Here is a 23,145-nt window from a genome sequence, read left to right as displayed (position 1 = left end):
GATCACTCCGCGCGATAGCGGTAGCCGACGCCGGTCACCGTCTGCAGACACCCGGCGTGGCCGCCAAGCTTGCGGCGCAGGGCGGCGACCACCGCATCGACCTTGTTGCTCCAGCCCGTGTACCCGCTGCCCCAGACCTCCCGCAGCAGCTCCTCGCGGGAGACGGCCCGGCCCGGATTGGCCTGGAGGTAGGCCAGCAGGGCGAACTCGAGAGGCGTCAGGGACACGCGGCGGCCGTCCACCCGCAGCTCTCGGGCCTCCCGGTCGAGGAGGTCGTCGGCCGCGGTCAGGCCGAGCTCCGTGGCGGCCAGATGCGCCAGCCAGCCGTCCACGGACTTCGGCCCGAAGTCCAGGGCGGCGCTGTGGTAGGTGCGGCCGTCAAGCGTCACGGCACTGTCGGGGAGGACCCGAAACCCGAGCTCCTCGGCGACCGCGGCGTAGGGCGCCAGATCCGTCACCGTGAGATAGACGCGGCCGAGGCAGGGCCGCATCTCCATGTAGGTGCGCTTGAGGTCGAGCCAGGTGGCCGCCTGCACCGCCCCGGGGCCCTCGCCGTCATCCAGGCCGAGCCAGCGCCGTATGAACAGGGCGCGCTGGCCCGCCGGCAGGGGTCTCGCCCGGAGATCCGCCTGCCAGGCCGCCGTGACCGGGTCCGCCGCGAGGTGCTCTGCGGGCACGGTGTCGGGGTCGAAGCGGCAGCAGAAACCCACGCACGTCTGCCGCGCGTCCCGGGCCAGCATGAAGGCCCCCGGCTGGGTGGCGAGCCACCGCTCCAGGCAGGCCGTCGCCTCCGGCCCCTCGTGGGCACGGGCGATCCGGGCCACCGCGCCGACATCCTCGGCCCCCAGGTGCTCCACGTTGAGCCCGCTGGCGCCGGAGGGGAAGAACGCCTCCCGGCACACCGGGTTCTCCACCAGATAGAGCATGTCCGCGGTATAGCGCCAGAGATCCGTTCCCGGCGCCGCCCTCGCCTCCCGCGCCAGGGCCCGCCAGGCCCGGCGGCGGTAGTCCAGATGGCGGGCCGGGTCCCGCACCCGCAGGGTCTGCGCCACCGCATCGCGGACGGCCTCATGCAGGCGCAGGCCGTCGCCCGCGACCTCGGCAAACGGCAGGTTCTTGAGGGCGTCGTAGGCGGCGTCGGCATCCATGTCGGGGAACATGCTCGCTAGCAGCGGCACCGACACCCGCCGGACCACCGCGGTCGCGTCGATCACCCGGCGCAGGGCCGGGTCGTCGACCTCCGCGAGGTGGATGCCCGTGAGGCTGTCCATGACCCGGTGCAGCGGTGCCTCGGCGAGCTCGAAGTCACGGTGCGCGCCGAGCGCCGACGCCGCCAGCTGCAGCGCCAGCGGATGGCCATGCAGCCTCGCCGCCATCGCCGCGCAGCGCCGCGGCGCGAGGCCCGACCGGCGCAGCAGCGCCGCAGCCGCGTCGGCCGCGAGGCCGGCCAGCGGCAGCGTGACGGTCTGCTCCGCCAGCCCGCCGGCAAACCAGGCCGGTGCGGGCGCATGGCGCCCGGCAATGATGAGCCGCAGGTTGCCGGGCAGACAGGGCACCAGGGAGGTCCGCAGCCAGGTGTCCATGAGCCGGAAGACCTCGAAGGTATCCAGCGCCACGATCACCGGCCCCGGAGCCGCCCCCAGCCGGCGCAGCAGGGCGTCCCGGGAATCCGCCTCCGCCCCGGCGGTCCGGGCCAGCGCGGCGAGGAACCCCGACGGCGTGGGCTCCACGCCCCGGCAGTCCATCAGCACGACCAGCGCGGCGTTCGCGCCCGGGCCGTCCCGGAACAGGCGCAGCAGGGTGGACTTGCCGATGCCCGCGATGCCGTAAACGTGGGCGATGCGCGGACCGTCTTCCTCCAGCAGGCGTGCCAGCGCTGCCAGCTCGTCGTCCCGCCCGCCCACGACGGCCGCCCGGGAGGTGGGCGCCGGAGCGTTGACCTCCATGGTGCGCACCTCGCGACTGCTCACCGCAGGGCGTCCACCGCCCGCTGCGGACCTGTTAGCCCGCATAGCTCACCGATTCACGGCTGCGGGCGCGGATCGGTGAGACATGCGGGCTAGCGACCGTTCTCATGATTTCCTCATCCCCCGCTCATGCCGGCGGCAACGGCGCGGGCTATACCCAGGGACGATGAGCCACGCGGTTCCGTACCGCAAGACCGGGAGGACGACATCATGACGACTGGCTGGCAACTCGACGGCACCTATTTCGAGGCCTGCACCTGCACCGGCGCCTGCCCCTGCCTCTTCGGGGGCGACCCGACGGAGAAGACCTGCGACGCACTGGTCGCCTGGCACATTGACCACGGCCACTACCAGGACGTGCGACTCGACGGGCTGAGCCTCGCCATGGCGCTGCATGCCCCCGGCAACATGACCGCGGGCGACTGGAAGGTGGTGGTCTATGTCGACGACACCGCCGACGCCCGGCAGAAGGACGCGCTGGTGCAGATCTTCGGCGGACAGGCCGGCGGCCATCCCGCGGCCCTTGCGGCCTTCGTCGGCGAGGTGATGGCGGTGGAGTCCGTGCCGCTGGCCTTCACGGAGGAGGGACGCCGGCTGGGCGTGCGCATCGGCGACCGCGGCGATGCCCGGATCGAGGCCATCGAGGGCCAGGGCGGCGGCGAGGCCCGGATCTCCGGCCACCCGGTGGCGGTCTCCCCGGGCAACGACCTGGTGGTCGCCAGCTCGCAGCGCGTCTCCTACCATGGCCACGGCATCGAGCTGGACGTGAGCCACCGGGTGGCCTACTACGCGCGGTTCCAGTACGCAGCCGCCTAACCCGCGAGCCGGGAGGCAATCACCATGCTGGCAGCAACATCCCCGGGCGGCTCGCGGCGCGAGCCCGCCCTGCTCTTCGGCGCCGTCCTGCTGGTGACGGCGCTCGCCTGGCTGTACCTGATCCGCATGGCCGCGATGCCGTCCGCCATGGCCGGGGGCGGCGTGCCGCTGGGCCCCACCTTCCTGATGTGGTCGGTGATGATGGCCGCCATGATGCTGCCCGGCCTGGTCCCGGGGATGGCGGCGCTGCTCGCGCTGGAACGCCGCCGGCGCGGCACCGCCGGCGCGATCCCGTACCACTACGCCGGCGGGTACCTGCTGGCGTGGATCGGCTTCTCCGCCGTTGCCACCCTGGGGCAGCGCGCGCTCCACGACATTGCCCTGCTCTCGCCCATGATGCGCCTGGAGGCCCCCATGGTGGCGGGCGGCTTGCTTGTCGCCGCGGGGCTATTCCAGTGGACGCCCTACAAGACCCAGTGCCTGCGCCGCTGCCGCAGCCCCATGGGCCTGATCATCGGCGGCGGCCCCAACGGCTCCGTTGCCGCCCTGGGGCTCGGGCTGCGCCAGGGGCTCTACTGCATCGGCTGCTGCTGGGCGCTGATGCTGCTGATGTTCGTCTTCGGGGTGATGAGCGTGGCCTGGATGGCCGTGCTGACGGCGGTGATCGTCGCCGAGAAGACGCTTCCGGCGAGGCACTGCGCCTGGCTGACCCGGTTCACCGGCAGCGCGCTGGTCGCCGCGGGCGGGTGGGTCATGATGCCTGCGGGATAGGCGCCAACCCAGCAGCCCGCTTTCCCGGGACATTGGCCGTGACGTGAATTGTTGTAGACGCAATCACCGGGTTCCGTCGCAACGATCAGGTCGGCGCCGGCGTGGCGGCCCGTGATCGGGGTGACCTTGCTGAACATGCGCCTGCAGTCTCGATTGCATGTGCTATCGCATCAGCGTTCCAGTGCGTCGAGCCGGTACACGGACTCGCTACCGCCCACCAGCCCACGAGCCAGCAAGGGGTCATCGGGGCCCAGTGGGCCCATGTAGAGGCGCTGCAGGTCGAAATGCCGGTGCAGGTGCCCACGCACCTCGGACTCGTCGACCGCGAAGGGTGGGCCATGGAAGTCCTGGGGCGGGTAGTTCAGCGTGATCAGCAGGCCCCTCGTGCCTGCCCCCATCAGCCGGGTCAGGTGTTCACAGTAACGCGGGCGAAGCTCCGCCGGCAGGGCGATCAGCGCCGCGCGGTCATAGAGCAGCCTGGCGCCCTGCACATACTCCGGCCCGAGATCGAAGAAATCGCCACACAGCAGCTCGATACGGTCATGCGAGAAGCGGACGAATTGGCCTTGTTCCGTCACGGTCGGCTCGATCCCGCGCTCGGCGAAGAATGCCCGGCACGCCCGCTCACTCAGCTCGACGCCGATCACGCGGTGGCCACGGCTGCCCAGCCAGGCAAGGTCGAAGGCCTTGCCGCAAAGCGGGACGAAGACCAACTCGCCTTCCGTGCCACCCAGGCCCGGCCAGAACGCCTCGAGGTGGCGATTGACCCGACCCTCATGGAAAGCGATTCGGTTGTCTCTCCAGCGCTGCTGCCAGAATTCCGGTTCCATGGTCAGCCTTTCACCTGATGCCGCACAGCAGGCCGGGTGCCGTTAACGGCTTCGGCAAAACCCGCCCTCTTCCACCTGCGCGCACCCCCGGCATCGGTATTCAATAGCACCCCGGGGCACCAACATCCCAGCCAGGACACCGGCATAGCTACGGTTCCGACCGATCCGTGCCTTCGCGATCCCGGTCATAACGCGTCGCAACTGGAAAAGGCGGCAGCCAGGACTCCCGCCGGACGGTCCAGAGCTCGTAGTTGGGCCGTAACTGATCCGGCGCGCGCCAAGACATTGTGCTCGATGCGTGCGGCGGGGCGCTCCCCGCCCACCCGGATCAGGCGCGCCCGCTCGCAGTTGATGACGGACGCCTCCCCGGCCTCCCCGAGCGCGCGGTCGTGCGCCGCGCGATCCGCTACAGGCTCCGCAGGCTAGACGGCGAAGCCGACCGTCGCCAGGATGCTGCGCTGTACCCCCCCCCCAATGCCCTTTTTGCGATCACGCCGCGAGCAAATCCCCCGCTTTGGCTGAGCGGCCCTTGCCACGGCTTCAGCAATACTCGGTGTCTAGAGCAGGCACTCCCTGACACTCGAGGTCGGGCGTCTCCGGCGCTCTTACTCTGACCCCGAGAAATCTTACCCAGAAGAATCCAGGGCCACCCCCCTTGTTCATGGAGACACCCTGCATCAGGACGCCACTGCCGGCGGATTGCTCACGGCCGGACGCCCGGCAAAGCGCATTCGGTATTCGGCCGGGCTCATGCCGGTCACGCGACGGAACAGCCGCCGGAAGAAGGCAACGTCCTCGTAGCCGACGCGTTCGCTGACCTGCTGGACGGTCAGCGTTGAGGCTTCCAGCATCTCGCGCGCGAGGCCGATGCGCTGCAGCTGCAGGTACTGCCCGGGCATGCGTCCCGTCGCCGCCTTGAAGCGGCGGACGAAGGTGCGCGGACTCATGCACGCGCGCTCGGCCAGATGCTTGACCGGCAGATCCCGTGCGCAGTTCTCCGCCAGGTAGCGCTCGACCTCGCGGATGCGCTCGTCACCATGCGGCCGCGACAGCGGCAGCACGGCATAGCCGGACTGACTGGTACGCGGCATGTCGACCAGCAGCGAGCGCGCGCACTGGCGTGCCAACTCCCGCCCGCAGAACTTCTCGACCAGGTACAGGCTGAGATCGACCGCGGCGAATACCCCGCCCGCGCAGAGCACATGCCGGTCCTCGGTAATGAACAGCTCCGGCCGCCAGTCCACCTGCGGGTAGCGGGCCCGATAGGCATCGCCCAGCGCCCAGTGCGTGGTGGCCTGACGGCCGTCGAGCAAACCGGCCTCGGCCAGATAGGCCGTGCCTGTGCACACGCCGGCAATGAAGCTGCCGCGTGCCTGGCATTCGCGCAGCCACGGAAAGAGCTCGCGGTAGCGCGCGATCTGGGCATCCAGCTCCAGTCCCGAAGCCGGGACCATGACGATGTCGGAATGCGCGACGTCGGCCAGCGCTGCCCGGGGCGTGAGCTCCAGACCGTAGGCGGTGGTCACCGGCCCGCCATCGATGGAGGCCATGGTGACGCGAAAAGCCGGCTCGCCGGCGCCGCCCGTCAGCGCGGGCCACAGCTGCCCCGCCGAATGAAACACCTCCACCGGCGCCAGGGCCGTGGAGGCATAGTTGCCGCCCAGCAGCACGACGGTTACGTCCATCATGGGACGTGGTCCTCCTGCCTGGCGCGGGCCGCGGGTTCCCAGAGACCGATCAGGGCACCGACGGGGTCCATCACCAGGCCGACGCGGACCTGTCCGGGTGCTTCAAAGCATCGAACAAGCACGCGCCCACCCAGCTCCTCAGCCTGGAGTATGGCCTGCTCCAGACAATCCACGGCAATGTATGGCGTCCAGTGCGAAGGGGCGCCGGCCTCGAGCTGCCGGCGATCCAACTGATAGATCGATCCCAACGGCCGCCCGCGATGTTCGAGCCGCAGGAGATCACCGCCTGCCAGGCGCCCCGCCGACACTTCCCAGCCAAACAGTCCGGAGTAGAAGGCCGCCGCTGATCCGGCATCAGCGGCGGCCAGATCGATCCAGCAGCACCCCCCGGGTTCAGGATGTGCCATCGCCGTCATCCCCCTCTTCAGGGCACCGGCCGGCCCGCGCCGGCCGGTGCCATCCGATCACGCAACCGCCGTCATCGGATCGATGGTGCGGTGCACCTGGGTGATGCGGTTGGCGGGAAAACCGCTGATGCGGGCGTGCTCGAGCACCGCATCCTCGTCTTCCGCCAGATAGACGCAGAAGGTCTTGTCGTCGGCCACGAAGCTTTCAACCCACTGCACCTTTCCGCCCAGCCTCGCCAGCGCCTCGTTGGACGTGGCGGCTGCGTTCCGCAGCGCCTCACCCTCGAGCTTCTCGACCTCGGGAATGTTGCGTTCGATGATGTAGCGCTTCATATCGGTTTCCTCATGTTGATTGGGGAAACCAGAGATTGCCGCGAGGCGAGGCAGCGCAACAGATAGCATTCGCGCCAGCGTGCGGGGGTGATCGTGCCAGGATCCAGGGCCGTCCGGAGATAGCGCTCCTGGAATTTCGGGGCGCTTTGGGGGACCTGGCGCGCTTACGCATCGTCGACTTAGACGGGATCGATCCGGCCACCACCTGGATCAGCCTCCACTCGCCTTCGTTGGCGTCAGTGGCTGTGAAAGTCCTCGGCCTCGGGGGTGAGCACGATCGTATTGATCGTGAGCCCGGCATTCTTGAACGTGTCGATGCTGTCGATTTTTTTGCCAGTCTGCAGATCCACCACCGAAATGGAGCCGTCGTTCATCCCGTCGATGTTCAGAAGGCTGTTCTGCACGTAGGCTCGGCTGCCGTCTTCGGAGAACACCAGGTGGTGTGCCCCACCGGCCGTTTCGACGGCCCAGAGATGCTTCGGCGCCCGCGGCTCAGTGATGTCGAAAGCGTTAAGATGCCCCGGGTTGGCCGAGGTAATGTAAGCCCTGTCGCCGTCGGCACTGAAGTAGACCTCGAGGGTCATGCCCTGGCCCAGCTCGTCGAATCGGAACGCCTCCCGGAAGGCGAAACTTGTGGTAGCCGACTGCCACTCAGCGAGCCAGAGGCTGCCCTCCATGTTGGTGATGTAGACCAGCGGCGGCTCGACACCGGGCACGAAGAACGCCTCGACCGGCCCCGCTCCGGAGGGTGACGGCTTTTTCGAGACCTTGTGCGTGGACAGGACGGCGCCGGTGCTGGGCTGCAGCACGATGATCTCCTCGCCCCACTCGCTCGGGTCCGAGGGGTTGACGGTGCTGGTCACGAGCTGGCGGTCGATGCCGTCGTGGGTGGCAATCCCGTGTGGCCAGGGTGCCGGCATCACCAGGGTTTCCAGCACCTCGTCGGTGTCGGCATCGCCGACGATGACGACGGAAGAGCCCATGCAGGTGAGATACCACTTGCCCTGCGCCTGCGAGAACGACACATCCTCGCCGACCTCGCAGCCCGTCACCTCGACGGAGTGGTAGCGGTAGGGGAAGGTGCTGACATCGAAGACGCGCAACTCCGGGGTGGCGAGGGAGGTGACGTATGCCCTGTCCCGCGCCGGGTTGTAGAAGATGTGGTGCGAGTGGAACGCCGGGGGCAGAGGGATCTGCGCGAGGATCTGTCCGTAGTCAGGCGCAGCCGGATCGAGTTCGATGAATGCGATACCGTCCTGCCGTCGGGTCTGGTCGGCACCTTTCGTCTCGTAGAGTACCAGCGCGGTCTGTCCCGCCGCGGCGGCCCCGGTGGCGAGGGCAAGGGCGCTGGTCGCCAAAATGTTGCGTACGTAGCTGTGCATGGTCGGGTCTCACTGTTTCGGTGGTCGAGGCGGCGCGATCAGCAGAGCCGCGCGTCGCCGGCTGGGGCGCGAGGTCCGATCGGGACCGGGCGTCGCATATTCCGCTTAGGCGTTGATGCTATTCTCAGAAGGCGGATCCCGAAGGACTGATGCGCGCCATCGCTGTCGTCACCTGCCGCGTTCATTGCTGCAGGCCCGGATGAAGCCTACGAGCGTTCGCGGGTTCGCGGAATTGCCAGGCGTCCAGAACAGGCTGCTGTTCTTCCGGGACAGCTCGAGCGAGGGCCCGCAGGACGATGCAAGGCGACATCCTCACTGACGTCCTGCGCGCAGTGCACATTTCGGGGGCGGTCTTCTTCGATGTCCATGCCGCGAGTCCCTGGGCCTCTGCGGCGCCGCACAGCCGCGAGATCCGCGCGCTGGTCATGCCCGAGGCCCAACACCTGATCGAGTACCACGTGATGGTCAGCGGCTCCTGCTGGGCCACGCTTACCGACGGCAGCCAGCCTCCGCTCCAACTCCTCCCCGGCAGCATCCTGATCTTCCCGCGCGGCGATGCCCACGCGATGTCGAGCCAACCCAACTCGCGCGCCATCCCGGATCTCTCGAACTTCGCCCCTGGCACGCCGGAGAACCCGCGGCCGTTCTACCTCAACCCCGGTGGCGACGGGCCGAAGAGCGCGCGGATCATCTGCGGCTTCCTCGGCTGCGATGCCGGGCCGTTCAACCCGCTGCTGCAGGCACTGCCGCGGTTGCTGCACGTCGCCGATGGTGTCAACGCCGAGGGCGGGCTTCTTGGCACGCTGATCGAGGCGACGGTGCGTGAGAGCGAGACGAAGAGGATCGGCGGCGGCGGCGTGCTATCGAAGCTCGCCGAGCTGATATTCATCGAGGCAATCCGCCGGTATACGGAAACCCAGCCCGGCGAGGCGCGCAGCTGGCTGGTCGGCCTGCGCGAGCCGATCGTGGGCCGTGCGCTGCGCGCACTTCACGCCGATCCGCGACGCGCCTGGACGCTGGGAGACCTCGCCCGCGAAGCCTGTGCCTCGCGCAGCACCCTTGCCCAGCGCTTCGCCGAGCACCTCGGCATGCCACCGATGGCCTATCTCGCCGCCTGGAGGATGCAGATCGCGGCGGGCTTGCTGACGTCGAGCGCGCTGACGATCGCTCAGGTCGCCGAAGGCGTTGGCTATGAGTCGGAGGCGTCCTTCGGCCGCGCCTTCAAACGCGGCACCGGTATGGCGCCTACCGAGTGGCGTACGTCAATGAGCGGCGCTGGCGGCGGGCCGGCCTGTCATTCCGGCGATCGCCTTGCGGGGTAATGGGGCCGGATAGCGCGCTCTTTCAGCGCTAGCCCCGGGGGAGCGGCGGAACGCGAGAGTGCTGGGGTCGAATCTTGACGTGACAGGAGGATAGCGTCCTCACCGCACAGTTCACCCCTCAGTGCCTCCACGTGGCAGCGATCCCGGCGACGTGGCTCTGCGGGCGCGATTTCGGGATCGCCTGTCTCTGTTCGCTCCGCCCCTCAATATGAAATTCAATCGCCTCGCGCTTGAACAGCCCCCGACGAGCGGATGAGCACAGGGTCAGCCGCCGAAGGGACTGAGCACCCGGGCTCCGGTGCCAACGAAATCCGGGTCAGGGGGCCGTGGTCCCGGGATCCGCGTCCGTCTCGGAGGCCTGCCCGCCGGCGGAGTTTCCCTCGGGGCGCACCTCGCGTACCGGGCGCACCTCCACGCTGCCGTGGCGGGCCGGGGGTATACGGCCCGCGATACGGATGGCGTCGTTGAGGTCCCGGGCCTCCAGCAGGTAGAAGCCGGCGAGCTGCTCCCGGGTCTCCGCGAACGGGCCGTCGGTGACCGTGACCTCGCCCTCCCGGACCCGCACGGTGGCGGCGTGGTCCACGTTCTCCAGGGCCTGCCCGGCGAGGAAGCTGCCGCTCTGGCTCAGCGACTCCACGCACCCCAGGCACTCCCGGTTGAGCGCGTCCCACTGCTGCTGGCTCATGGCCTTCATGATCCGCTCGTCGTAGTAGACCAGCGCCACGTACTTCATGGCGTTCACCTTCCTCCCGGGGGCAGCGGCCCATCAGGCCGGGTCGCCGCCCTCCGTCTCCGGCTTGTTGCAGTTGATGATCCAGGGGATGCCGAAGCGGTCCACCAGCATGCCGAAGCGACGGGCCCAGAAGGTCTCCGCGATGGGCATGGTGATCTCGCCGCCGTCGGCAAGGCGCCCGAACGCGTCCTCCGCCCGGGCCGGATCGTCCATGTCGATCTGCACCGAAAAGCCCCGGGGACGCTGGTAGCACTCGGCGGTCATGTCCCCGCCCTGAAGGATCCAGCGCCCCACACGCAGCCTCGCGTGGATGATCCGGTCCTGCCAGTCGCGGGGGACGTTGTCCGCGGCCGGGGTCTCACCGTGGGTGACCATGGCCTCGATGTGCCCGCCCAGGGCATCGGCGTAGTATTCGAACGCCTCGCGGCAGTCGCCGCTGAATGCAAGGCGGGGGGAGATCTCCGTCGGCTGGCGCCGGAGGCGTTCGCCCAGAGCAGCATGGGCGTCGACGCCCGGGCCGGACTGGAAGTCTTCCAGCTCGAAGACCTGGCGCAGCTCCAGCTTCACCTGGCCGTCGCCGTCCAGGGCGGGCCAGCGCCTCGCCCACGCGAGCGCTTCCTCGCGGGAGTCCGTCTCGATAACGGTGAAGCCGGCGACCAGTTCCCGGGTCTCGGCGAAGGGACCGTCGGTGACCACGGGCACACCGTCCGCAAAGTGCACGCGGGCGCCCGCGGAGCTGGGCTTGAGCCCCATGCCGTCCACGAACACGCCGGCATCCGCCAGGGCCCGGTTGTACTCCGCCATGGCCGTCAGCAGCTCGTCCGTCGGCAGCTCGCCCGCCTCGGTGGCCGGGTCCGCCATTCGCTGGATGATGAATTGCATGGGTGCGGTACCTCCCGGTGCGGATCAGGGCTGGAGATCGAACAGAGCGGCGCCCGTGTTCATGTCGAAGGGCACGGACACGTGCTCGTGGGCGACCCGCCAGTGGCCGTCCACCCGGCGCAGACCCAGGGTTCCGCGCATCCAGGAGGCCCTCTCGTTGCCGTCGGCATCCACCATGCCGCAGCGGACGAGGTAGTGGCACAGGCCCAGGTCGCCGCTGCTCTCCACGCGCATGTCTTCGATCGAGACGATCAGCTGGCCCTGGCAGCTCTCCATGCTCTCCACCCAGTGGCGGGCGTAGTCGTCGCGGCCCTCGAACTGCAGCCTGGCGACGGCGTCGAAGGCGCGCACGTCCGGCGTGTAGTAGCGCATGATGCCGGGTACGTCGCGGGCCAGGAACGCGGTGAGCCAGCCGTCCATCAGGGTGCGGATGCCGGACTCGGCGTTATCGTTGCGGGCTGGGGTACTCATGAGGGGTCTCCTTCCTATCGGCTTGCACTGAGTAGTCGAAGGAAGGTGGGCGAAATCGACAGGCCCGGTGAAAAAATCCGTGGGTCACGCTTCCAGCTCCGTCAGCCGGCGTTCCAGGAAGCGCCGCTCGGGTTCCTGACGGGTCAGCTCCAGGGCCCGCCGGTAGGCCGCGCGTGCCTCGTCGACGCGCCCCAGCCGCCGGCACAGATCGGCCCGCGCCGCATGGGCCAGGGGATAGCCATCGAGCCCCCCGCCCCCGAGGACGGCGTCCACCGCTTCGAGGCCGGCCTCGGGGCCGTCCCGCATGGCCACCGCGACGGCCCGGTTCAGCGCCACCACCGGTGACGGCGACATGGCGTGGAGCGCGGAATAGAGCGCGACGATCCCGCGCCAGTCAGTGTGCTCCGCCGTGGGCGCCCGGGCGTGCGCCGCCGCGATGGCGGCCTGCACGGTCATCGGGCCGACGCGACCGCTGTCGAGAGCGCGTTCCACCAGGTCCAGGCCCTCGGCAATGGCCTCCCGGTCCCAGAGGGCGCGGTCCTGGTCCTCCAGAAGCACCAGGTCTCCGGCATCATCGGTGCGGGCATGCCGCCGCGAGTGGTGCAGCAGCATCAGCGCCAGCAGGCCCAATGCCTCCGGCTCGGGCAGCAGCTCCACCAGCACGCGCCCGAGGCGGATGGCCTCGCCCGCCAGGTCGGCCCGCACCATCGCCTCGCCGGCGGTGGCCGCATAGCCTTCATTGAACAGCAGGTAGATGACGTGCAGCACGGCGGACAGCCGTTCCGGGAGCTGCGCCGGTTCCGGCACTTCGTAGGGCACGTGTCCGTCCCGGAGCCGGGCCTTCGCGCGCACGATGCGCTGCGCCACCGTCGCCGGCCGTACGAGGAACGCGCGCGCCACCTCCTCGGTGGTGAGCCCGCACATCTCCCGGAGCGTGAGGGCGAGCTGCGCCTCGGTGGAAAGGATGGGATGGCAGCAGGTGAAGATCAGCCGGAGGCGGTCGTCCGGGATGGCCGAGTCTTCCAGGGGCAACGGCTCCTGCACCGCGCCCTCCAGATCCGCCGCCAGTGCGCGCACGGATGCGTCGAACCGCGCGCGCCGGCGCAGCTCGTCGATGGCCCGGAACCGCCCCGTGGAAACCAGCCAGGCCCGGGGATTCTCCGGCATGCCTTCCCGGGGCCACTGCACCAGCGCCGCCGCGAATGCCTCCTGCAACGCCTCCTCGGCCAGGTCGAAATCACCCAGCAGCCGGATGAGCGTCGCGCGCACCCGCTGGCCGTCCGTGCGGTAGAGCTCGGCGAGGCGATCTTCCATTGTCTACACGGGCAACGGTCGTCCCGGGTGGTGCAGGGACAGCGGGGAGTGTAGTGCAGGTCGGATGCGTCGTGCCGTCTCGCGCCGTTCAGCAAGGCAACGGCGCCTACAGCACCATTCGCATGTCGTCGAGAGCTGGCGGACGCACCCTAGTGAGCAGCGTTGCCCTTCGCGCGCTCGTTAGGCCCGAGGTGGATGTTCATCGGACTCACTCGAGGTCACCGAAATAGTAGAGCGACGCCGGAACACCCCCCATGCCAGCGCCGAGGCTGATGCCCAGCGCCACGCCCACCGCGGGCGTCGAGACCGTGAATCCGATTGCGACCCCGACAGCGATGCCGGCACCGAATCCGCCGATAAGGCACAGCAGGGCTTTCTGCGTTCGCCTGCCTGAGCGGGTCAATTCCTGTTGCTCCGCCATTGGCGTGACCATCGACAGACCGGACCGTGTTCACCCCTAATTATACCGAAACACTCAGGGTCAGCGCCGGAACTCGCTCGCGCTCAAGGTTCGTGGTCTCCGGAGCCCCCAATCTCAACCCGAAACATCCCCAACCGTCCGCCGATTTGGGAAGTGTCATGTCAATGACTTGACCCCTCGCCCCTCTCTTCCCACCCCCGCCCAGCTCCCGCCCTCTAAATCAGTACTCGCTAATCACCACTCTTCGCTTCCTTCAGTCCCAAAAAGGCTCTAAACATTGGATGGACATGAAATCTCTGCACATCATGAACATTCAAGTGCGATACTTGGTGCGGCCCCACATACGAACTTCCACTGCGCCGAACTGCTTTCACCCCGCCAACGGCGTACGCACGGAGAAACCCAATCCGCCAAAGAATTTCAATTAGCGAGTCCGGGTCTATCCCATCCGTCCAACTTCCGGCTACTTCGTCAACCGTTATCTCTCCAGTTGCAATCGACAAACAAACCAATTCTAGGTCTACACGATCCATGCTGTATGAGCGCCCACGAAATGCTTCAAAAACACTCATTAACCCAGGATATTGAAACCGATACTCTGCCGCGATGTCGCGCGTGCGATTCTCCGAGTACCCAAGCTCCGCTGAACTTATCACGGGGTAATCTACAGGAAAATTGTCCGCCGCCTTCGCGGCTTCCACACAATCAGTGCAAAACTGGATAACCTCGCGCGGACGGTATAGAGTTCTATCCACAATATAATTAAAGCTCTTCGACTTCCGGTACTGTATTGTTTCTAAGAATATTTCGTTCCACGCTTCTTCGTCATCCGCGTCACCCAGCTCCGGCAAGCTGTATTTAATTCTCTTAGCAACCAATGCGAGCAGACTACTCTCATCCCAACTGATTGTTTCTATGATATCTCGATACTTCTGAATATCATCGAATAGCTCCGGAATACTGTCTGATAATTCCCGTCGCAGAGAGACATATACACGGAACCCGTCCGATAAGTTATTTAACGACAAGGAGGCTTGGAATAGTCCGGCGACAAAAGCCTTAGCGTCTTCCGAGCTATCCCAACCACGGTCCAACTCGTCCACAAATATATAAATAGGTCTCTGTTGGCAGAGATACCTCAAATCATCCATGTACGGGGTCAACTCGTCCAGCTTGTAAAGACTTTGGAGCTCTTGAGTTCTCAGAGACGCCCCATAGCCTCCTACTTTCACTCCTTCGATTCTCTTTAGATACGAGATCAACATTGCAATAGGGTTTTCTTGATGGCCAACGTATCGATCTCGAAGGAATGAGTAGATTCTGCTTTGGCTTCCACGCTTGAGCTTCGGGCCTGAATCGGCATAAACCTTCATTGCAAGAATAAGCAAGAGATACTTCCATGATGAGGTATAGGCGCCGAACTTCGCCCAGGAACCCTCCTTCTCAGACCGCAGGGAAGTGGCAAGCATTTCGTAAGAATAGTCTTCTGGCGTCAACTCAAGCACTAAGGCACCGTCTTTATGTGCTTTATTAGCCAACACCTTAAAAATTGCGCTCTTGCCGACTCCCCTGTTGCCCAAGAGAATCGTTTTTTTTCCGCTTGCTACACGGTGGTAAGCATTGGATTCCACAAAATAATCTAAAAGGCCGGATGCGACATCACGTTCGGCGGCCGGCGCACCGAACGTCAACTCACTAAACCGCATAAACCGTCTCCAATTTGGTCAGGTGCAGGTGAGTGCAGGAGTTAGATCTGGACATGACAGCAGGCTAGCGCACTCACGGCACGGCTGTCGCCCCTCAACGCCTCCAGTTGGCACCGATCTCGGCGGCATTGGTCTTTGGGCGCGGTTGCGGGATCGTCTCTCTCTGCTCGTTCAGCCCCTCGAGATGAAATTCAATCGCCTCACGAATAAGAAGGCCCGGCAAGCTGATGAATCGAAGTTTAGCTGCCGACGGGATGAGCACCGGTGCCGCGGTGCCGAAGTAATCCGACTCGCTGCGGGTCACCACTGTCAGATCGTGGATCAGCGCTGTCGCCGCGGTGGCGTATCAGCTCAACGCCGCGGCGGAGCTCTCCGATCATCACCACCGAGAGGAAGAGGGCGTGGTCTTTCCTGGCGGCCTCCGCGAAGGAGGTTCGCACGCCCGGATTCGCGCGCTGTCCCTTTCTCGCCTCGCTGATGACATTGGTATCAATCAAATACACGTCGCGCTTCGCTTCCCTGCTCGTCGACACGTTCGAAATCCTCGTCGCGACCCACATCCGGCGTGGAGGCGAGCACGTCGGCCAGGCTTCGCCGGCGGGTCCCGACCAGCGCCTGCTCCAGAATCGCCCGATGCTCCGCCTCGGCGCTGCGGCCGTGACGGGCGGCCTGCTCCTTCAGGGCCTGCGCGATTCGGTCATCGACGTTGCGAACGATGAGATTGGCCACGACGTTGCTCCGGTTGACACCCTCATGACGCTATCACCGATAGCATGAGGATCACCGTGTATCGCATGCCGCCCTACCCGGCTCCGCCCGCTACAGCAACACCTTCTCAACCCCACCGGCCTTCGCCCGCTCCACGAACTGCTTCGACCAGTCCTCGCCGAGGATGTGCTTGGCCATCTCGATGACGATGTAGTCGGCCTCGACGCCGGTGTCCTCGCGGTAGCGGGAGAGGCCCTGGAGGCAGGCGGGGCAGGAGGTGAGCATCTTCACCTTGCCCTTTTCGGCGGTGGGCTCGCCGGTGAGCTCGGTGACGCCGGTGTTGATCTCCTCCTCCTTGCGGAAGCGGACCTGGCTCGCGATGTCCGGGCGGCTGACGGCGAAAGTGCCGGCCTCGCCGCAGCAGCGGTCGTTGAGCGGCACTTCCCTGCCCATGAGCTCGCTCGCCACCTTGTGGCCCTCGCGGGTCTTCATCGGAGTGTGGCAGGGCTCGTGGTACATGTACTGCACGCCGTCCACGTTATCGACCTTGTAGCCCTTCTCGAGCAGGTACTCGTGGATGTCGAGCAGGCGGCAGCCGGGGAAGATCTGCTCGAACTCGTACTTCAGCAGCTGATCCATGCAGGTGCCGCAGGAGACGATGACGGTCTTGATGTCGAGGTAGTTCAGCGTGTTGGCCACGCGGTGGAAGAGCACGCGGTTCTCGGTGGTGATCTCCTGGCCCTTCTCGATGTCGCCGCTGGAGGTCTGGGGGTAGCCGCAGCAGAGGTACCCCGGCGGCAGCACGGTCTGGGCGCCGGCGTCGTAGAGCATGGCGAGGGTCGCCAGGCCGATCTGGCTGAACAGCCGCTCGGAGCCACAGCCGGGGAAGTAGAAGACGGCGTCCGAGTTCTCGTCGGTGCGCTCCGGGTCGCGCAGGATGGGGACGTGGGTGGGGTCCTCGGCGCCCAGGAGCTGGCGCATGGTCTGGTTGGGCAGCCCGCCCGGCATGGGCTTCTTCACGAAGTGCACCACCTGGGCCGGGATGCTGGAGAGATCCCGGGTGGGCTTCGGGCGGCGCTTGATGTCCGAGTCCGGGATGGTGTCCTTCGTGCCGGCCATGCCGACGCTGCGCGCCACGTAGTGGCTGAGGCGCTGGGCGCCGTAGCCCCACTCGATCATGCCCTTGCGCATGATCTTGATCGTGCGCGCGTCCTTCACGTTCAGGAACGCCATGGAGACCTTCGACACCGGCGCCTCCCGGCGGCGGCCGCGCTTCTTCAGCGCGTGGCGCATCTTGATGGTGACCTCGCCGAAGTCGATATTCACCGGGCAGGGGGTCACGCAGCGGTGGCAGATGGTGCAGTGGTCGGCGATGTCGTTCATCTCCGCCCAGTGCTTGAGTGACAGCCCCCGCCGCGTCTGCTCCTCGTAGAGGAAGGCCTCCACCAGCAGGTTGGTGCCGAGGATCTTGTCCCGCGGCGAGTAGCGCAGGTTCGCCCGGGGCACGTGGGTGGTGCACACGGGCTTGCACTTGCCGCAGCGCAGGCAGTCCTTGATGTCGTTGTTGAGCTCGCCGAGCTCGCTCTGCTCGAGGATGATCGCCTCCTGCTGCACCAGGCGGAGCGACGGCGTGTAGGCGTCGCCGAGGCCCGAGCCCGCCACCAGCTTGCCGCGGTTGAAGCGGCCCTCCGGGTCCACCTTGGCCTTGTAGTCGGTGAATCGGCGCACCTGGCCCTCGTCCAGGTACTGCATCTTGGTCAGCCCGATGCCGTGCTCGCCGGAGATCACGCCGTTCAGCCGCCGCGCCAGCGCCATGACCTGATCCACGATGGCATCGGCCTCGCGCATCATGGCGTAATCGTTGGAGTTCACCGGGATGTTGGTGTGGATGTTGCCGTCGCCGGCATGCATGTGCAGGGCGACGAACAGCCGGCTCTGCAGGATGTCCTGGTGGATCTCGTCGATGCGCCGGCGCACGGGCTCGAGGTCGCGGCCGTCGAAGATCTCCTTGAGCTTGCGCTCCACCTCGGCCCGGTAGGAGATGCGCAGGCTGCGCCGCAGCAGCAGCTGCGCCAGGGTATCGCCCTCCCGGCGGTCGGCGCGGGCGCTGTCGTCCAGCAGGGCGTCGTGGGCGGCGGCGTCCTCGTCCATGGCGGCGAGGATGGCGCGCCAGCGCTGCTCCACCGCATCGAGATGGGTGATCGCGGTCTCGCGCTTGCGGGCGAGGATGTTGCCGCCCTCCTCGCTCGCCTCGAAGTCCTCCCGCTCCAGGTAGTCCGAGCGGTGGCGGAGCTCCGGCATGGGGCCGCGCAGATGCTCGCGCAGGGCATCCACCATGGCGAGCTTGTTGCGCAGGGACTGGACGATGTTGATCCGCTCCACGCCCTCGCTGTAGTCCGCGAGGCGGTCCAGCGGGATGACCACGTCCTCGTTGATCTTGAAGGCGTTGGTGTGGGCGGCGATGGCGGCGGTGCGCGAGCGGTCCGCCCAGAAGGTCTTGCGCGCCTCCGCCGAGGCGGCGATGAAGCCGTCGGCATTGCGCCGGGAGACCAGCGCCACGATGCGCTCGGCGGCGGCCTGGCAGGCGGCCTCGTCGTCGCTCGCGAGGTCGCCCACCAGCAGCATCTTCGGCTTCTCGCCGCGCTCGCCCTTGGGGGCGTAGTCCACGGCGCGCACGTAGCGCTCGTCCAGGTGCTCGAGGCCCGCGAGCTTTACCGCGTCGTCGGCCTTGATGTCGTCGATGATCTCGACGATGGCGGGCACGGCCTGGTGCAGGTCGGTGCCGTAGAACTCGAGGCACACGGTGCGCATGTGCTTCGGCATCACGTGCAGGATGAAGCGCGCCGAGGTGATGAGCCCGTCGCAGCCCTCCTTCTGCACGCCGGGCAGGCCGTGCAGGAACTTGTCGGTGACGTCCTTGCCGAGGCCCACGGTGCGGAAGCTCGCCCCGGGGAAGGCCAGCTCCTCGGGCTCGCCCTTCGGCGTCTTCCCGTCCGGGCCGTAGCGGGTGATGCGGAAGCGCACCGTCTCCTGCTCGTGGATCTTGCCAAGGTTGTGGTCGAGGCGCTCGACGTCGATCCAGTCCGCCTCCGGGGTGACCATGCGCCAGGCCGCGAGGTTGTCCAGGGTCGTACCCCAGAGCACGGCCTTCTTGCCGCCGGCGTTCATGGCCACGTTGCCGCCGATGGTGCTGGCATCGCGGGAGGTGGGGTCCACGGCGAAGACGTAACCGAAGCGGTCCGCCAGATCCTCCACCCGGCGGGTGACCACCCCCGCCTCGGCGCGGATGGTGGCGACGGGCTCGGCCACGCCCGGCAGCTCCCGGCGCTCCACGGCGCCGAGGCCCTCCAGCTTCTCGGTGTTGATGATGGCGCAGGCCTCGTCCAGCGGCACCGCGCCGCCGGTGTAGCCGGTGCCGCCGCCGCGGGGGATGACCGTGAGCCCGAGCTCCACGGCGGTGGCGACCAGCCCGGCCATCTCCGCCTCGGTGTCCGGCGTGAGCACGACGAAGGGCACGGCCACGCGCCAGTCGGTGGCGTCGGTCTGGTGGGCGACGCGGGTGAGCCCGTCGAAGCAGACGTTGTGCTCGGCGGTGTGCCGGGCGAAGGCCTTGCGCGCCCGCTCGCGGCGCTTGGCCGTCTCCGGGAACCAGGCCTCGAACTGGCGCACCGCCTCGCGGGCGCGGCCGGCGAGCTGCAGTGCCCGCTCGTTGCCGTTGGCCCGGGCGACGATCTGGTCCAGCCTGTGGTCCATCGCCCCCACCAGCGCCTCGCGGCGCTTCGGGTTGGCGAGCAGGTCCTCCTGGATATAGGGGTTGCGCCCCACCACCCAGAGATCCCCCAGTACCTCGAAGAGCATGCGCGCGGAGATGCCCGTGCGGCGCTCGCCGCGCAGGTCGTTCAGCGTGTCCCAGCCGTCCTCGCCCATATAGCGCAGGACGATCTCGCGGTCGGAGAACGAGGTGTAGTTGTAGGGGATCTCACGAATGCGGGCGGTGCTGGTCATCGGGGGCGGAGGGCTCCGGGTGGCTTCGATGGAGGACGCTCGCTGCCATCATACTGGCCAGCAGCCGAGTTGGCAGGGTCGGCGCGGCAACTCGGCGGCTGGCCAGCCCGCATATCTCACCGATTCGCGAAGCGAGGGCGTGGAGATGGCGGGCAGGACAAGGCGCGCGAGAGCCCGGGCGCGCAGGCGTACTCGACAGTACGTCGAGCACCCGGGCCGAGCGCAACGCAGGACTGTCGGCCAGATCCGCGCCCGCAGCCACGAATCGGTGGGATGTGCGGGCTAGTCGCCTTCCAGCAGGTAGGCACGCAGCCGTCGCTCCTCCCGCATCACATGGAGAATGAGCACACGGCCCTGCTCCGTGCGGTAGAAGACGCGGCAGGGCGGCACGACCATTTCGCGGAAGACCGAATCCGGCAGCTCGGGCGGGACGCGCCCCGAGTGCGGGAAACGCGCCAGCCGCCCGGTCTTCTCGAACACGTTCTCAATCAGGCGTCTGGCGGCAGGCGGATTGTGGAGTGCGATGTACTCGGCGATCGAATCGAGGTCCTGGACGGCGGGCTCCGTCCAGATTACTTCAGCCACTTACCGAGCCTTTCCCTGGCCTCGTTCTGGCTGTACGTTCGCCCTTCCAGGACAGCCCGCTCTCCCCGGGAGAGCCCCTCCAGCAGATCAAGCCTGCGCTGCATGAGCTCATAGTCCTGCACATCAACGAGATAGGCAGACGGCTTGCCGTGCTCGGTGATCAGCACGGGCTCCTTGGATTCATGCAGCTCGGCCAGGATCTTCGTGGCCTGGCGCTTCAGGGTCGTCACCAGTTCGACCTTCATCCAATCACCCGGGACACCGCCAGAAGTGCGACTATAATATCACTCGCCGATGGATCGCGGTGAACGCGGCCGATGCATCGAAGCCTCCAGCATGTGCTCGCACGACTCGCCATCCCGCTCCCCTGCGCCTTGCTCGCGGTGCTGGTGATGACCAGCGCCGCCGCCGTCCCGTCCTGGCTCGCAGGCCCACCGGATGTCGAGCGCCGGGCGGAGCGCTGTGCCGTCTACGAGTGGTTCTTCGCCGAGCTCCAGCGGCAGGCCGAGGGCACCGTGGAGGTGGATGACCTGGCCCGCGACCGCCTCCTCAACATCGCCAACAAGCTGGTAGCGCATCACCGCGAGGCGCGAGAGGCGAGCTACTCCGCCGAGGTCCGCTACCTGATCTTCACGACTACCGATCCCGTGCATTTCGAGCTCGAGATGCGGGCCGAGGCGCTGGAGCGGCTGCTGCAGCAGCCTTGCGGCTGACCGCCGGCCGCGCCGTCACCGTTGATCCGCGCTGCGGACCGCCAGCATGAAGGCCTTCAACTTCTCGCGATCCAACGCCCCGTCCGTCCGCACGCCCGAGCAGAGATCGACGGCGAAGGGGGTGACCTCGCGTATCGCCGCCGCCACGTTCCCGGGTCGGAGGCCTCCGGCGAGAAACACCGGGACATCCACGGCTTCCACGATCCGCCGGCTCAGCGTCCAGTCATGCACCCGCCCGGTCCCGCCGAGCTCCCGGACGGCCGCCGCTGGGCGTCCGGAATCGAGCAGCAGACCGTCCACGTGTCTGGACGCGGCCGCCGCCTGATCCGGCGCCCGACCGTCCTCCACGTGAATCACCTGCACTATGCGCACCCCGGGGCAGCGCTCACGCAAGGCGCTGTAGGTTGCGGCTGGCACGGCATCCACTAGCTGTACCACCGTCGGCTGGCAGTCGAGGACGTGCTGCGCTACGGCGTCCGGCGATGCCCGGCTCGTGAGCAGAAAGGTGGCGACCGCCGGCGGCGCCGAGCGGGCGATCCCGGCGATCGCCGCGTCGGGGATCGGACCCGGGCCGCTTGGCATCGCACCGACGAGACCGAGCGCGTCCGCACCCATGGCTACCGCCAACCGGGCCTCGGCGATGCTCTGGATGCAGCAGACCTTTACCCTCGTGCGCACACCACTGCTCTCTGTTGCTAGCGCACCCGGCTTGGGTCCTCCCCGGGCGTCAAACCGGGTGCGCCGGTCACCCGACAGTCTCTGTTATGCCGGAGCGCCTGGATCCGCCTTCAGCTCGGCCAGTTCTTCCGCAGTGAGCACCCTCGGCACCACGCGCGGCGCGCCCGAGTCGTCGAACAGTGGAGACCGTCGGTAGCGTCCGGTGATCAGCGCCGCGCCGATGATCCCGATCAGCCGCGCGCTGGCGCCGAGCATCCCATGGCTTCTGGGCTTGGGGCTGCCGAGGGCGCTGCCGGCGTGGACGATGGCGACGCCGTTGCCGAAGTCTTCATCCAGCCTCTGGGCGTCGAGGCAGGCATGCACCAGCCCGATCACCGAGACCCGCCGCGTCGGCAGGGTGTTGCCGATGGGCGTGCGGCAGCAAGCGGCGTACCAGCGGAGAATCCCCTTAGTGCTGAGCCGAACGGCCGCCAGGTGCTCCTCTCCGCGCTCGAATCGCAGCCGCCACTGCGCCAGCTGCACGATCTCCGTGCCGCCTTGCGCATCCAGCACCTCCTCGCCCTTGCCTAGAAAGCGCGCGAACGCGCGGCAGTCCGTGCAGTGGCAGATACCACGGTTGTGCAGCCCCGAGCCCTCGATGCGGCCTCCCACCGAGCCACACATGCACTGGATCCTATGCATGTCTCGACGCCCCTGTCTGTGTAGATGCCGGCATGCCTCGAACTGATCGGACGTGAGCAGGCGCCGGCCAGGTCAGCCACCAGTTTCTCGAACGGCAGTGGTTTTCGGTAGGGATCTTCCGCGATATGTCGTAGCCACCCACATCAACGCGGCCCGGCGGGCCTGCGCATGGCGAAGCGGCGGAAGCTCACGCCACGCCTGCGCACGGTCTGCTCGGCGGTAACTTCGAAGCCCTGCTTCAGGAAGAAGGGTACCGCCGTCAGGCTGGCTTCCGTAAACAGCTCCCCCGTACCCTTGACCCGGGCCAGGCATCCGGCTGCCTCTTGTAGCAGTGCCGATGCGACGCCTTTACGCGCGGCATGCGGTGCCGTGTAAAGCAGCTCGATATGACCGTTCGGTTCATAGGAGAGGAAGCCCAGAACCCTGTCCTCTGCCTCTGCAACGATGGTGTCCAGCTCCCGGAACCGCGCCCGCCATGCCGCGAGATCGGGCGGAATCGGCGCCCAGGCCTGACGCTGCTCGGCAGCGTAGTCAGGGGCCGCCAGGCTGTGAACGGACTCGGTGAACAGATGCACGAGGGCCGCGACGTCGGCCTCCCGGTATCGGCGCAGCTTCACGATCTACCCCCGTCGTGCCGCGCTGGGCGACGTGGATGGCCGTCTTTGCCTGCCCAGCCGCGCCGGAAAAGCCCCCAGCGGGCCACACCCGACCCGGGAACAGGGAGCCCCCTCG

Annotated in this window: 24 protein-coding genes and 1 pseudogene; 4 read left to right on the top strand and 21 right to left on the bottom strand. The window is 67.4% G+C overall.

Annotation, left to right across the window (positions count from 1 at the left end; genetic code table 11):
- Nucleotides 1–2: 2 nt before the first annotated feature.
- The gene (locus LMH63_RS19445; RefSeq protein ID WP_146205155.1) at nucleotides 3–1,970 is read right to left on the bottom strand and encodes a winged helix-turn-helix domain-containing protein; all 1,968 of its coding nucleotides are present in this window, start codon (nucleotides 1,968–1,970) and stop codon (nucleotides 3–5) included.
- Between the two features lie 207 nt (nucleotides 1,971–2,177).
- On the opposite strand from LMH63_RS19445, the gene LMH63_RS10615 reads away from it, so the two are divergent.
- Nucleotides 2,178–2,783 carry a DUF1326 domain-containing protein gene (locus LMH63_RS10615; protein WP_109675438.1) on the top strand — a complete coding sequence of 202 codons (606 nt, stop codon included), beginning with the start codon at nucleotides 2,178–2,180 and terminating at the stop codon, nucleotides 2,781–2,783.
- Between the two features lie 24 nt (nucleotides 2,784–2,807).
- The gene (locus tag LMH63_RS10610) at nucleotides 2,808–3,554 is read left to right on the top strand and encodes a DUF2182 domain-containing protein (RefSeq protein WP_109675436.1); all 747 of its coding nucleotides are present in this window, start codon (nucleotides 2,808–2,810) and stop codon (nucleotides 3,552–3,554) included.
- A 170-nt stretch (nucleotides 3,555–3,724) separates the two neighbouring features.
- On the opposite strand, the gene LMH63_RS10605 is transcribed toward LMH63_RS10610, so the two are convergent.
- The 5 genes from LMH63_RS10605 to LMH63_RS10585 all read right to left on the bottom strand — a co-directional run bounded on the left by LMH63_RS10605 (nucleotide 3,725) and on the right by LMH63_RS10585 (nucleotide 8,194).
- A complete protein-coding gene (locus LMH63_RS10605; RefSeq protein ID WP_109675434.1) occupies nucleotides 3,725–4,384 on the bottom strand; it encodes a thiopurine S-methyltransferase in 660 nt (219 codons plus the stop codon).
- A gap of 677 nt (nucleotides 4,385–5,061) precedes the next feature.
- Nucleotides 5,062–6,072, bottom strand: a complete 1,011-nt coding sequence (locus LMH63_RS10600) for a GlxA family transcriptional regulator (RefSeq protein WP_109675432.1) — start codon at nucleotides 6,070–6,072, stop codon at nucleotides 5,062–5,064.
- Nucleotides 6,069–6,488 (bottom strand): VOC family protein, encoded by a 420-nt coding sequence (locus LMH63_RS10595; protein WP_109675430.1) that lies wholly within the window; start codon nucleotides 6,486–6,488, stop codon nucleotides 6,069–6,071. The genes LMH63_RS10600 and LMH63_RS10595 overlap by 4 nt, the downstream gene beginning before the upstream one ends.
- Before the next feature lie 48 nt (nucleotides 6,489–6,536).
- Nucleotides 6,537–6,812: a DUF4242 domain-containing protein gene (locus tag LMH63_RS10590; RefSeq protein ID WP_109675428.1), complete on the bottom strand. Its 276-nt coding sequence runs from the start codon at nucleotides 6,810–6,812 to the stop codon at nucleotides 6,537–6,539.
- A gap of 236 nt (nucleotides 6,813–7,048) precedes the next feature.
- Nucleotides 7,049–8,194, bottom strand: coding sequence for a YncE family protein (locus LMH63_RS10585; protein ID WP_229332559.1), 1,146 nt, complete (start codon nucleotides 8,192–8,194; stop codon nucleotides 7,049–7,051).
- A gap of 296 nt (nucleotides 8,195–8,490) precedes the next feature.
- Here LMH63_RS10585 and LMH63_RS10580 point away from each other — a divergent pair, with 296 nt between their 5' ends.
- Nucleotides 8,491–9,516, top strand: a complete 1,026-nt coding sequence (locus LMH63_RS10580; protein WP_109675426.1) for an AraC family transcriptional regulator — start codon at nucleotides 8,491–8,493, stop codon at nucleotides 9,514–9,516.
- A 316-nt stretch (nucleotides 9,517–9,832) separates the two neighbouring features.
- Here the strand turns inward: LMH63_RS10580 and LMH63_RS10575 are convergent, their stop codons facing one another.
- The 11 genes from LMH63_RS10575 to LMH63_RS10525 all read right to left on the bottom strand — a co-directional run bounded on the left by LMH63_RS10575 (nucleotide 9,833) and on the right by LMH63_RS10525 (nucleotide 20,586).
- A complete protein-coding gene (locus tag LMH63_RS10575) occupies nucleotides 9,833–10,249 on the bottom strand; it encodes a YciI family protein (RefSeq protein WP_109675424.1) in 417 nt (138 codons plus the stop codon).
- A 33-nt stretch (nucleotides 10,250–10,282) separates the two neighbouring features.
- A complete protein-coding gene (locus LMH63_RS10570) occupies nucleotides 10,283–11,131 on the bottom strand; it encodes a YciI family protein (RefSeq protein ID WP_109675422.1) in 849 nt (282 codons plus the stop codon).
- Between the two features lie 24 nt (nucleotides 11,132–11,155).
- Entirely contained in the window at nucleotides 11,156–11,602 is a 447-nt protein-coding gene (locus LMH63_RS10565; RefSeq protein ID WP_109675420.1) for a YybH family protein, read from the bottom strand.
- Between the two features lie 84 nt (nucleotides 11,603–11,686).
- The gene (locus LMH63_RS10560) at nucleotides 11,687–12,916 is read right to left on the bottom strand and encodes an RNA polymerase sigma factor (RefSeq protein WP_109675418.1); all 1,230 of its coding nucleotides are present in this window, start codon (nucleotides 12,914–12,916) and stop codon (nucleotides 11,687–11,689) included.
- A gap of 208 nt (nucleotides 12,917–13,124) precedes the next feature.
- Nucleotides 13,125–13,337: a hypothetical protein gene (locus LMH63_RS10555; protein WP_109675416.1), complete on the bottom strand. Its 213-nt coding sequence runs from the start codon at nucleotides 13,335–13,337 to the stop codon at nucleotides 13,125–13,127.
- A 230-nt stretch (nucleotides 13,338–13,567) separates the two neighbouring features.
- Nucleotides 13,568–15,043, bottom strand: a complete 1,476-nt coding sequence (locus LMH63_RS10550; protein WP_199225561.1) for a P-loop ATPase, Sll1717 family — start codon at nucleotides 15,041–15,043, stop codon at nucleotides 13,568–13,570.
- Between the two features lie 94 nt (nucleotides 15,044–15,137).
- A complete protein-coding gene (locus LMH63_RS10545; protein WP_199225560.1) occupies nucleotides 15,138–15,347 on the bottom strand; it encodes a type II toxin-antitoxin system HicB family antitoxin in 210 nt (69 codons plus the stop codon).
- 185 nt (nucleotides 15,348–15,532) lie between these two features.
- Nucleotides 15,533–15,772, bottom strand: coding sequence for a FitA-like ribbon-helix-helix domain-containing protein (locus LMH63_RS10540; RefSeq protein WP_109675412.1), 240 nt, complete (start codon nucleotides 15,770–15,772; stop codon nucleotides 15,533–15,535).
- A gap of 90 nt (nucleotides 15,773–15,862) precedes the next feature.
- Nucleotides 15,863–19,756: a DUF3683 domain-containing protein gene (locus tag LMH63_RS10535; RefSeq protein ID WP_109675410.1), complete on the bottom strand. Its 3,894-nt coding sequence runs from the start codon at nucleotides 19,754–19,756 to the stop codon at nucleotides 15,863–15,865.
- Nucleotides 19,757–20,038: 282 nt separating this feature from the next.
- The gene (locus LMH63_RS10530) at nucleotides 20,039–20,341 is read right to left on the bottom strand and encodes a type II toxin-antitoxin system RelE/ParE family toxin (RefSeq protein ID WP_109675406.1); all 303 of its coding nucleotides are present in this window, start codon (nucleotides 20,339–20,341) and stop codon (nucleotides 20,039–20,041) included.
- Nucleotides 20,329–20,586, bottom strand: coding sequence for a type II toxin-antitoxin system Phd/YefM family antitoxin (locus LMH63_RS10525; protein ID WP_109675743.1), 258 nt, complete (start codon nucleotides 20,584–20,586; stop codon nucleotides 20,329–20,331). Before LMH63_RS10525 ends, LMH63_RS10530 begins: the two co-directional genes overlap by 13 nt.
- A gap of 72 nt (nucleotides 20,587–20,658) precedes the next feature.
- Between LMH63_RS10525 and LMH63_RS10520 the strand changes: the two genes are divergently transcribed.
- A complete protein-coding gene (locus LMH63_RS10520; protein WP_109675404.1) occupies nucleotides 20,659–21,054 on the top strand; it encodes a hypothetical protein in 396 nt (131 codons plus the stop codon).
- 15 nt (nucleotides 21,055–21,069) lie between these two features.
- Here the strand turns inward: LMH63_RS10520 and LMH63_RS10515 are convergent, their stop codons facing one another.
- The 4 genes and pseudogenes from LMH63_RS10515 to LMH63_RS10500 all read right to left on the bottom strand — a co-directional run bounded on the left by LMH63_RS10515 (nucleotide 21,070) and on the right by LMH63_RS10500 (nucleotide 23,030).
- Nucleotides 21,070–21,732 carry a phosphoribosylanthranilate isomerase gene (locus tag LMH63_RS10515; protein ID WP_109675402.1) on the bottom strand — a complete coding sequence of 221 codons (663 nt, stop codon included), beginning with the start codon at nucleotides 21,730–21,732 and terminating at the stop codon, nucleotides 21,070–21,072.
- Between the two features lie 84 nt (nucleotides 21,733–21,816).
- A complete protein-coding gene (locus tag LMH63_RS10510) occupies nucleotides 21,817–22,395 on the bottom strand; it encodes a DUF6151 family protein (protein WP_199225559.1) in 579 nt (192 codons plus the stop codon).
- A gap of 23 nt (nucleotides 22,396–22,418) precedes the next feature.
- Nucleotides 22,419–22,538, bottom strand: a pseudogene (locus tag LMH63_RS10505) (type II toxin-antitoxin system RelE/ParE family toxin); the annotation flags it as partial.
- Nucleotides 22,539–22,556: 18 nt separating this feature from the next.
- Nucleotides 22,557–23,030 carry a GNAT family N-acetyltransferase gene (locus LMH63_RS10500; RefSeq protein WP_109675398.1) on the bottom strand — a complete coding sequence of 158 codons (474 nt, stop codon included), beginning with the start codon at nucleotides 23,028–23,030 and terminating at the stop codon, nucleotides 22,557–22,559.
- Nucleotides 23,031–23,145 lie beyond the last annotated feature (115 nt).

This window comes from Spiribacter halobius, assembly GCF_020883455.1.
Lineage (GTDB): Bacteria > Pseudomonadota > Gammaproteobacteria > Nitrococcales > Nitrococcaceae > Sediminicurvatus > Sediminicurvatus halobius.
This window is presented reverse-complemented; position numbering and strand designations above follow the sequence as displayed.

Excerpts from the sequence above, each read along its gene's own strand:
- LMH63_RS10555 (WP_109675416.1), bottom strand. The coding sequence starts at position 13,337 with ATGGCGGAGCAACAGGAATTGACCCGCTCAGGCAGGCGAACGCAGAAA.
- LMH63_RS10605 (WP_109675434.1), bottom strand. The coding sequence starts at position 4,384 with ATGGAACCGGAATTCTGGCAGCAGCGCTGGAGAGACAACCGAATCGCT.
- LMH63_RS10550 (WP_199225561.1), bottom strand. The coding sequence starts at position 15,043 with ATGCGGTTTAGTGAGTTGACGTTCGGTGCGCCGGCCGCCGAACGTGAT.
- LMH63_RS10580 (WP_109675426.1), top strand. The coding sequence starts at position 8,491 with ATGCAAGGCGACATCCTCACTGACGTCCTGCGCGCAGTGCACATTTCG.
- LMH63_RS10585 (WP_229332559.1), bottom strand. The coding sequence starts at position 8,194 with ATGCACAGCTACGTACGCAACATTTTGGCGACCAGCGCCCTTGCCCTC.
- LMH63_RS10570 (WP_109675422.1), bottom strand. The coding sequence starts at position 11,131 with ATGCAATTCATCATCCAGCGAATGGCGGACCCGGCCACCGAGGCGGGC.
- LMH63_RS10560 (WP_109675418.1), bottom strand. The coding sequence starts at position 12,916 with ATGGAAGATCGCCTCGCCGAGCTCTACCGCACGGACGGCCAGCGGGTG.
- LMH63_RS10510 (WP_199225559.1), bottom strand. The coding sequence starts at position 22,395 with ATGTGTGGCTCGGTGGGAGGCCGCATCGAGGGCTCGGGGCTGCACAAC.
- LMH63_RS10595 (WP_109675430.1), bottom strand. The coding sequence starts at position 6,488 with ATGACGGCGATGGCACATCCTGAACCCGGGGGGTGCTGCTGGATCGAT.
- LMH63_RS10535 (WP_109675410.1), bottom strand. The coding sequence starts at position 19,756 with ATGACCAGCACCGCCCGCATTCGTGAGATCCCCTACAACTACACCTCG.
- LMH63_RS10600 (WP_109675432.1), bottom strand. The coding sequence starts at position 6,072 with ATGATGGACGTAACCGTCGTGCTGCTGGGCGGCAACTATGCCTCCACG.
- LMH63_RS10575 (WP_109675424.1), bottom strand. The coding sequence starts at position 10,249 with ATGAAGTACGTGGCGCTGGTCTACTACGACGAGCGGATCATGAAGGCC.
- LMH63_RS10610 (WP_109675436.1), top strand. The coding sequence starts at position 2,808 with ATGCTGGCAGCAACATCCCCGGGCGGCTCGCGGCGCGAGCCCGCCCTG.
- LMH63_RS10590 (WP_109675428.1), bottom strand. The coding sequence starts at position 6,812 with ATGAAGCGCTACATCATCGAACGCAACATTCCCGAGGTCGAGAAGCTC.
- LMH63_RS10520 (WP_109675404.1), top strand. The coding sequence starts at position 20,659 with ATGCATCGAAGCCTCCAGCATGTGCTCGCACGACTCGCCATCCCGCTC.
- LMH63_RS10525 (WP_109675743.1), bottom strand. The coding sequence starts at position 20,586 with ATGAAGGTCGAACTGGTGACGACCCTGAAGCGCCAGGCCACGAAGATC.
- LMH63_RS10615 (WP_109675438.1), top strand. The coding sequence starts at position 2,178 with ATGACGACTGGCTGGCAACTCGACGGCACCTATTTCGAGGCCTGCACC.
- LMH63_RS10565 (WP_109675420.1), bottom strand. The coding sequence starts at position 11,602 with ATGAGTACCCCAGCCCGCAACGATAACGCCGAGTCCGGCATCCGCACC.